12 protein-coding genes and 1 pseudogene are annotated in these 7,881 nt (G+C 63.9%); 4 read left to right on the top strand and 9 right to left on the bottom strand.

Going from position 1 to position 7,881, the window contains the following annotated elements:
* A pseudogene (locus QZY06_RS07540) lies at positions 1-436 on the top strand (cyclohexanone monooxygenase); the annotation flags it as partial.
* A 91-nt stretch (positions 437-527) separates the two neighbouring features.
* Here the strand turns inward: QZY06_RS07540 and QZY06_RS07535 are convergent.
* The 9 genes from QZY06_RS07535 to QZY06_RS07500 form a co-directional block, all read right to left on the bottom strand.
* Complete coding sequence (locus QZY06_RS07535; RefSeq protein WP_295682359.1) at positions 528-950, bottom strand: hypothetical protein; 423 nt, start codon at positions 948-950, stop codon at positions 528-530.
* A gap of 16 nt (positions 951-966) precedes the next feature.
* The gene (locus tag QZY06_RS07530) at positions 967-1,398 is read right to left on the bottom strand and encodes a hypothetical protein (protein ID WP_295682353.1); all 432 of its coding nucleotides are present in this window, start codon (positions 1,396-1,398) and stop codon (positions 967-969) included.
* 59 nt (positions 1,399-1,457) lie between these two features.
* Positions 1,458-1,685, bottom strand: coding sequence for a cysteine-rich CWC family protein (locus QZY06_RS22165; protein WP_367275583.1), 228 nt, complete (start codon positions 1,683-1,685; stop codon positions 1,458-1,460).
* Positions 1,686-1,708: 23 nt separating this feature from the next.
* Entirely contained in the window at positions 1,709-2,293 is a 585-nt protein-coding gene (locus QZY06_RS07525; protein ID WP_295682350.1) for a sugar O-acetyltransferase, read from the bottom strand.
* A 62-nt stretch (positions 2,294-2,355) separates the two neighbouring features.
* Entirely contained in the window at positions 2,356-2,814 is a 459-nt protein-coding gene (locus tag QZY06_RS07520; RefSeq protein ID WP_367275584.1) for an MAPEG family protein, read from the bottom strand.
* Positions 2,815-2,885: 71 nt separating this feature from the next.
* A complete protein-coding gene (locus QZY06_RS07515) occupies positions 2,886-3,260 on the bottom strand; it encodes an MmcQ/YjbR family DNA-binding protein (RefSeq protein ID WP_295682344.1) in 375 nt (124 codons plus the stop codon).
* A gap of 3 nt (positions 3,261-3,263) precedes the next feature.
* A complete protein-coding gene (locus tag QZY06_RS07510; protein ID WP_295682341.1) occupies positions 3,264-3,725 on the bottom strand; it encodes a hypothetical protein in 462 nt (153 codons plus the stop codon).
* 169 nt (positions 3,726-3,894) lie between these two features.
* Positions 3,895-4,314, bottom strand: coding sequence for a hypothetical protein (locus QZY06_RS07505; protein WP_295682339.1), 420 nt, complete (start codon positions 4,312-4,314; stop codon positions 3,895-3,897).
* Between the two features lie 30 nt (positions 4,315-4,344).
* On the bottom strand, positions 4,345-4,959 hold the full coding sequence (locus QZY06_RS07500) for a glutathione S-transferase family protein (RefSeq protein ID WP_295682335.1): 615 nt from the start codon (positions 4,957-4,959) through the stop codon (positions 4,345-4,347).
* A 118-nt stretch (positions 4,960-5,077) separates the two neighbouring features.
* Here QZY06_RS07500 and tgt point away from each other — a divergent pair, with 118 nt between their 5' ends.
* The 3 genes from tgt to QZY06_RS07485 all read left to right on the top strand — a co-directional run bounded on the left by tgt (position 5,078) and on the right by QZY06_RS07485 (position 7,679).
* A complete protein-coding gene (gene tgt / locus QZY06_RS07495) occupies positions 5,078-6,310 on the top strand; it encodes a tRNA guanosine(34) transglycosylase Tgt (RefSeq protein ID WP_295682332.1) in 1,233 nt (410 codons plus the stop codon).
* A gap of 67 nt (positions 6,311-6,377) precedes the next feature.
* Positions 6,378-6,710, top strand: coding sequence for a DUF4168 domain-containing protein (locus QZY06_RS07490; RefSeq protein WP_295682329.1), 333 nt, complete (start codon positions 6,378-6,380; stop codon positions 6,708-6,710).
* A gap of 102 nt (positions 6,711-6,812) precedes the next feature.
* On the top strand, positions 6,813-7,679 hold the full coding sequence (locus QZY06_RS07485) for a neutral zinc metallopeptidase (RefSeq protein WP_295682327.1): 867 nt from the start codon (positions 6,813-6,815) through the stop codon (positions 7,677-7,679).
* Positions 7,680-7,881 lie beyond the last annotated feature (202 nt).

Genomic DNA, 7,881 nt, shown 5'->3' with positions numbered 1-7,881 from the left:
CGTGCGCGGCGAAGGCGGCCAGTCACTGAGGGACGACTGGAACCAGCACGGCATCCACACCACGATGGGCCTGCAGGTGCACGGCTACCCGAACATGTTCATGACCATGGCGCCGTACTCGCCGGCCGCCGCGTTCTGCAACGTGCCCACCTGCCTGCAGCAGCAGGTCGACTGGATTGCCGATTGCGTCGACTACGTGCGCAAGACCGGCAAGCAGGCGATCCAGCCCGGCGCCGAGATCGAGAACAACTGGCTGGCCCACCACGACGAAGTGGCGAACCTGACCTTGGTGCCGAAAACCAACTCCTGGTACATGGGCAGCAACGTCGAAGGCAAGCCGCGTCGCCTGCTGGCCTATGCCGGCGGCGCCCAGAATTACCGTGCGGTCTGCGACGACCTGAAGGCCAAGCAGTACCAAGGTTTCGAGATCGCCTGAAACAACTCTTCAGAAGGGCGCTCGCACCGCCTGCTTGCAGCAGAGAGGACTGACCGGAGGCCGTGCAAGCGGCTCTCCGGTTTTTTTTGCCTCAGGCAGCCTGTAGATCGCGACGCGCGGGTGTCGACGCAAGGCTCAGCAGATACAGGCCGACGACGATATCGACACCGGCACAGAACGCCGGATACCAGGCCGGCACACCCGGATTGATGAACAGCTGCGGATGCAGCAGATCGTAACCGCCGTGCGCCAGCCACAGCGCGCCGACAATCGCCGCCGCCCAGCGGAACTGCTGCCGCGCCAGAGTCAGCACCACGCCACCGATCAGGAACGGCAGGCCGAAGAGCATTTCCTGCCAGCCGATCCGGCTCTCGCCGGCAACCCAGGCGAAGCCGGCGTAGATGGTCGGCAGGCTGATCAGGCTCAGCGCGTAGACCCAGTGCTCGCCGCGAATCTTGCGTGCGAGCGCGATGGTGGCCAGCCCAGCCAGCACGCCGACGAAGGTTTCGATCATGGTTCCGCTTTCTCTTTCAGCTGGCGCGATCGCGCCAGGCCGTGGCCAGCAGCACGAAGGCGCCGAGATGGAATGAGAACGCCGCGGTCGGAATCTGCGCGAGCTGCCAGATCATCATGCTGGCGCCGGCGATCAGCCAGGCACCGACCAGATAAAGGCTCGCCAGCCGGGCCGACAGGGCGCGGCCGAAACGCCAGTGCAGCACCGCCACCGTGACCACCACGATGGCCGCCTTGATCGCCGCCATGCCGCGCAGCAGATGCGCCAGTTCGGGGTCATCGGCGATCGTCTGGACGGGGACGCCAAGCCACAGCGCCATCGCCACTGCTGTGGCACAGCCGAGCAGCAGATTGAATCGCAGCGAAGCCGACCGTGCGCGCTGGCGCTGCGCAGCAAGCTCGTTGGCGAGCGCCGTGGCAGCGGCGTTGCTGCTAGAGGTGATGGACATCAGGGGCCTCCGGTTCTGGGCGAAGTATGCGGCGCTTCAGCGCCCGCTTCGAGCGGACATCAATTCGGCTGCGGCAAAACTGCGGAAATCGACGCTGCCGCACAGCGGGCACAGATGCAGGCCAGGCCGCGTGCAGCTTCGGGAACAGTAGCCAGCAGCGCCGGATCGAAGCTTGCGGTCAGGCACCAGCAAGCGGTGTCGAAGCTGCCGCATTGCGCTGGCGCACAGGCGTTGGCGCCGCCGCACAAGGGGCAGGAAAGATTGCGAGCGGGTGTTGGCTGGGTCATCGGATCGGATTGTGGCAGGCACTTCAGCCTGCGCCACTTGAAGCAGACGTCTGTTCATCGAGGCGACGAACGACGCGCGCCGGATTGCCGGCGGCAAAGACATCCGGCGGGATATCGCGAGTGACCACACTGCCGGCGCCGATCACCGATCGATCGCCGATCGTCACGCCCGGACAGATCACCGCGCCACCGCCGACCCAGACATCCGAACCGATGGTGATCGGCCTTGCGGACTCCAGCCATTTGCGCCGCTCCACCGCGCTGATCGGATGGGTGGCCGTGTAGATCTGCACCGCAGGGCCGAACAGCACGTTGTCGCCGATGGTCACCGGCATGACATCGAGCACCACGCAGTTGAAGTTGAAGAACACCTTGGTGCCGAGAACGATGTTCGTACCGTAGTCGCAGAAGAACGGCGGCTGGATCCAGGCATCGGTCTGCTTGCCGAGCAGCTCGTTCAGCAGGCGCTGACGTTCTTCCTTCTGCTCCTCGCGTGTGGCGTTCAGCGCCAGGCACAGATTGCGGCAGCGATCGCGTTCCTGGCTGAGCACAGGATCGATCGGGTCATAAAGCTCGCCCGCGAGCATCTTCTGTTTTTCGGTTCTCATCTGGGTATGTCAGCGAGCCCGGCGCCTAAGTTCACTGGGCTGCGGATAAGCCCACCGAACGGCTAGCCGAAAATCCCGAGCAAGCTCAACGGAATCAACCCGATGAGCAATAGAACCGTCGGGTAGAAAGTCAGCGCAAAACCGAGCGACCGGGCCGCGGCACCGGAAGCGTAGCGCTTGTAGAACAGCAGCCGCGCGATCAGGAAAAGCCCTGAGGCCGCGACCAGCGCACCCAGCAAGCGGGGCGGCGCCAGGAACGCCCAGGCGACATAGACCGGCACCGCAAGCGCCACTTGCTCCAGCGTGTTCTGCAGCAAAGCCTGCAGCAGCCTGGCGCGGTCGCTGCCCTCGGTCAGCGCACTGCCATCGATATCGGCCGGCGTGAAGAAGCGGTGCTTCGCCAACCGCGCAATCGAGATTGCGAGCGTGGCGGCCGGAGGCAGCAAGCAAAGCGCGAGCAGTGACGCTCTTTCGGCAAGCGAGGCGCCGAGTGGATGCAGCGCATAAGCGGTCAAGGCCATCGCGGCGGCAGCGAGTGCCAGGCCGCTGGCCATGCCCTTGATCACGCCGCGTTGGTTCTGGCTAGTCTCAGTCAAGACACGCCGTTTCTCTTGTGTGCTTCATAAGCCGCGACCAGCTTTTTCGGAGCGACCTGCCGCCACGACTGAATAAGTAGGCCACGCAACATCGACTCTTCGACTGTGGCGAGCTGCACGTAAGTCCAGCCATGCTGGCCCCATTGCGGCACAGATAAAAATGTATCGGGGTCTGACATCGTCAGCGCTGCTTGATCTGCAGCCGGTAATTTGACGAGCACGCGCTGCTCCTCGCTGTCTCGAGCAGACAGCTGAGCAAATATCTTTCCTTTCACCCGAAACGAGGGGCTTCCGAAATGATCGCGCTGCTCCGCGTCCGGTAAAGACAGTGCAAGTTCCCTTGCGGCTTGCCATGAGAGCACGACGGTCACTGTTTACTTCGCGCCGGCTGTTGCTGATGAGGGCCTATCCCTGAACGCGGCATCGGGAATACACCACGGCGCTGGCGGGCTGGGCAGCGATGCCACAAGCGTGCGAAGACTGGCCTGAATCGGCGTCCATCGCTCTCCGTCAGGGCCTGATTCACGTTTGGCGACGTTGATCTGGCACAGCGCGGAACCGGCCCCGGCGCTTATCCGGTAAGCCGGTGCGTCATCGGCACGAAAGCTCATAGTGACCGTGCAGCTGCTGAACTTGATCGAGTCTTCGCGTGAATGGGGCAGGATGCCCATGTATTGAAGGCTTACTGTCTGATAGGGCTTGCGTGCTGTATTCCAGCGTTTGCTGGAAGTCTTGGAGATCGACGCAACCGGCCGGAAGCCGGAGCAGTCGTAATCGTCGGCATACAGGCCGATACTGAGTCGCGTTTCCGGAGATGCATTCTCGAATTCGAGCACGGTCTGTTCGTCGCTGTTCTCCGCGCTTGCCGGTGACCACGTGCATGCACAGAGAAGTACAGCGGTCGTCGCGAAGTTAGGGAGGCTCATTCGTTGATTGAAAAGGGTAAGGCGAGTCCAGACCCGCTATTTTGCAACGCACCCACGTTTGCCCAAAGAGCCAAGGCTTTCAAGCGCCGGCAGCACGTGGCTGCAGCGTCCTAAACTGCGCCACCGCCCCCAGCATCTCGGTCGCCACGAATAGCCACAACACAGGGATCACACCCTCGAACAAGATGTAGTACGCGATCAGCAGTGACACCACGCAGCGGCCGACAGCGTCGATCAATGCGAACACGCCGAGCGGTCGGATCAACCGCGCCGCAACCCAGACCAGCACCAGCATGCCGGCGAGGTTGACGAAGAACATCGCCAGTGGATCGAACACGGGTGCTGTCGAGCTGCCACCGATCCATCCATTCAGCCAGTACAGGAAGCGGATGAAGAATGGTGAAGTGAACGGCAGCGCCAGCGACATCACGCCGGTATCGAACAGGGCCCAGAAGCGGACCGTTTTCGCTGGCACGTGATCGTAGTTCGGCAGCTTCATGTCAGGCGCGGTCTTGATGGATCGAACGGATCATTTGGCTGGTGCGGTTTCGACGCTGCTGGGGCGTGCCAGCAGTTCGGCACTCCATTTCGCGACATTGGCCGGAACGCTTGCGGCGTCGACCATGAGCGGCAGGAATTGCAGGAACGGGATGTAGGCGATGTCGGCCAGGGTGTAGCGATCATGGACGAGGTAGTCCACGCCTTCGAGCTGGCGGTCGAGAATCTTCAGATGCTTGGCGATGTCGGCGGATGCCTTGGCGATCGATTCAAGATTCCATTTCGCTTCCGGGAAGAAGCGCTTCTGGAAGATGATCACGCCGGCCGGCGTCGCCATCTGGGCGTCGCAGAGGCGTAGGTGCATGTCGACTTCGGCGCGGCCCTTGCTGTCGCCAGGGATCAGCGCGGGTTCCGGATGCTCGTCTTCGAGGTACATCATGATCGCCGAGGATTCGTAGAGCACGAAGCCGTCTTCTTCCAGGGTCGGCACGCGGGCGTAGGGATTCAGCGCCAGGTATTCCGGCTTCTTGTGCGCGCGGCCGGCGAGGTCGACTTCGACCAGCTTGTGCGGAATGTTTTTCTCGATCAACGCGATGCGGACCCGGCGGGCGTAGGTCGAAAACGGGTGGTAGTGCAGGCGGATCATCGGGGTGCGGGTCCTGTGGTCGAGGTTGGCTAAGGGCTGGCAAACGGCGTCTGCCGATCATAGCCGCCGGATGCCGGATAATCGTCGGCATTCCGCTTCCATCTGCCGTGTCCACACCATGCGTTTCGAACTTCTTGCCACCGAGGGCGCCGCCCGGCGCGGCCGTCTGCATTTCCCGCGCGGCAGCATCGAGACGCCGCAGTTCATGCCGGTGGGCACCTACGGCACGGTGAAAGCGATGACGCCGGCCGAACTGCGCGCAGGCGGGGCGCAGATCATTCTTGGCAACACTTTCCATCTCTGGCTGCGGCCGGGGCACGAAACCATCCGCGCGCTCGGTGGCCTGCATCGCTTCATGAACTGGAACGGGCCGATCCTCACCGACTCCGGCGGCTTCCAGGTCTGGAGTCTGGCCGAGCTGCGCAAGCTGACCGAGGAAGGCGTGCACTTCGCCTCGCCGATCAATGGCGACAAGGTGTTTCTGTCGCCGGAGAAGTCGATCGCCATCCAGCATGGCCTGGGCAGCGACATCATCATGCAGTTCGACGAATGCACGCCATATCCGGCGACGCCGGAGGAAGCGCGCAAGTCGATGGAGCTGTCGGCGCGCTGGGCCGCCCGCTGCAAGACCGCGCATCTGGCCTGGACACCCGAGGCCGCACCGCCACCCCCGGACGGTACGCCGCTGCCGGAGACCGAGCCGCGCGGCGCGCTGTTCGGCATCGTCCAGGGCGGCATGCATGCGGACTTGCGCTCCGAATCGCTGCAGCGGCTGACCAATATCGGCTTCGATGGCTATGCGATCGGCGGCTTGTCGGTGGGCGAGCCGGAAGGCGAGCGGCTGAAGGTGCTCGATGCCATCGGCCCGATCCTGCCGGCGGATCGCCCGCACTACCTGATGGGCGTCGGCACGCCGCGCGATCTGGTGCAGGGCGTGGCGCGCGGCATTGATCTGTTCGATTGCGTGATGCCCACGCGCAACGCCCGCAATGGTCATCTATTCACGTCCGAAGGTGTGATCAAGCTGCGCAACGCGCGGCACCGCACCGATCCGGGGCCGCTCGACCCGGCTTGCGACTGCGAGACCTGCACGAACTATTCGCGCGCCTATCTGCATCATCTCGATCGCTGCAACGAGATTCTCGGTGCGAGGCTGAACACCATCCACAACCTGCACTACTACCTGAACCTGATGAAGCGGATCCGCGCGGCGCTCGAAGCCGGCACTTTCGCGGCGTTCGCGGCGGACTTTCTGGCCGGGCCGGAAGGGCAGTCGCGCCGCGGTGCGGAGGCTGCAGTGGCGGCCGATCAGGTGGGCGATCCGGACGCGGCGCTGAACTTGCCGGAATGACCGGGGTCGATTAAGTGCACCAAAAACTGGCAGGCGTTCCGCCCAGCCCCAAGCATGAGGACCGCATATGAAACTTCGTCACATCGCCCCGTTGTTCGCGCTCACGCTGTCTTGTGCAGCATTTGCAGACGCGGCACCCAGCGACAAGGAACTGCAGCAATTCGTGGCCGCCTCGGTTGAAGTCAACAAGATCAACAGCGCTTCGCTGGCCAAGCGGGAAGCCGCCACCACGGCCGCCGCTGCCGAGAAGCTCGAGGATGAAGCCACCGCGAGTATGGAAAAGGCGATCGAAGCCAAGGGCCTGACGGCCGATCGTTACGCCGAGATCTACACGGCGACGCAGAACGATCCTGCGGTCAAGGCCAAGGTGGTGGCGCTGGCGAAGCCGCACCGCAAGTAGAGCCGTGAAGCCTTGGCCCCGATCGAGCGGGCCAAGGCTGTTGTAGCGCTGTCGACAGTCCTGAGACGCCCCTAGAATGCTCGTCAATAACCGGGGCAGACGATGGACTGGAACAAGGGCAGGCGCAGCGGCAATGTCGAAGACCGGCGCAGTGGCGGCGGTGGAGGCGGCGGCAAGCTCGGCGCCGGCGCGATGCTCGCAGTCGTCGTCATCAGCGTGCTGCTCGGCAAGAACCCGCTGGAGATGATCGGCCTGCTCGAACAGTCCGGCGTTGCCGATGCCATCCAGGGCAGCAGCCAGCCGGGCACGGCACCACCGCAGGATGATCGCGAAGCCGAGTTCGTGGCCCGCATCCTGGGCGATACCGAGGACGTCTGGGGCGCGATCTTCCAGCAGGCCGGCAGCCGCTATGTCGAGCCCAAGCTGGTGCTGTTCGCCGGCCGTGTGCAGACCGATTGCGGTGGCGCCACTTCAGCCAGCGGGCCGTTCTACTGCCCGGCCGATCGGCAGGTCTATCTCGACACCAGTTTCTTCGTGCAGATGCGCGATCAACTCGGCGGCGGCGGCGATTTCGCCGAGGCCTACGTGATCGCCCATGAAGTGGGCCATCACGTGCAGACCCTGCTTGGGGTATCCGAGAAAGTGAATGCGGCGCGCCAGCGTGGCGAGGAGCTGCGGGGCGATGGCGGCTTGCTGGTGCGTCAGGAACTGCAAGCCGATTGCCTGGCCGGCGTCTGGGCGCATCACGCGCAGGCTCGCCACCAGTGGCTGGAGGCCGGCGACATCGACGAAGCGCTGCGTACTGCGACTGCGATCGGCGACGATCGTCTGCAGAAACAGGCGCAGGGCACGGTGGTGCCGGATGCCTTCACCCATGGCACCTCGGCGGAGCGGGTGCGCTGGTTCAAGGCCGGTTTCGAGGGTGGCGTAGTGGCCGGCTGCGATACCTTTTCGGCGAAGAACTTGTAGGTCGGGGTTGTAGGTCGGGCTTGGCCCGACAGCCCCTTCGCCGATCTGCGGCGCCGTCGGGCGTGGCCCGACCTACAGGCCCGCGCGCTGCATCAGAAAGTACGAAACGATCAGCGCGCCGGTGTAGAACACGCTGACAGCCGCCGCCGCTCCGAGCCGGGTGATGATATTTGCGGAGCGGACTTCGCGGTACGCATAGGCT

The sequence above is a fragment of the uncultured Nevskia sp. genome (assembly GCF_903885465.1).
Taxonomy (GTDB): domain Bacteria; phylum Pseudomonadota; class Gammaproteobacteria; order Nevskiales; family Nevskiaceae; genus Nevskia.
This window is presented reverse-complemented; position numbering and strand designations above follow the sequence as displayed.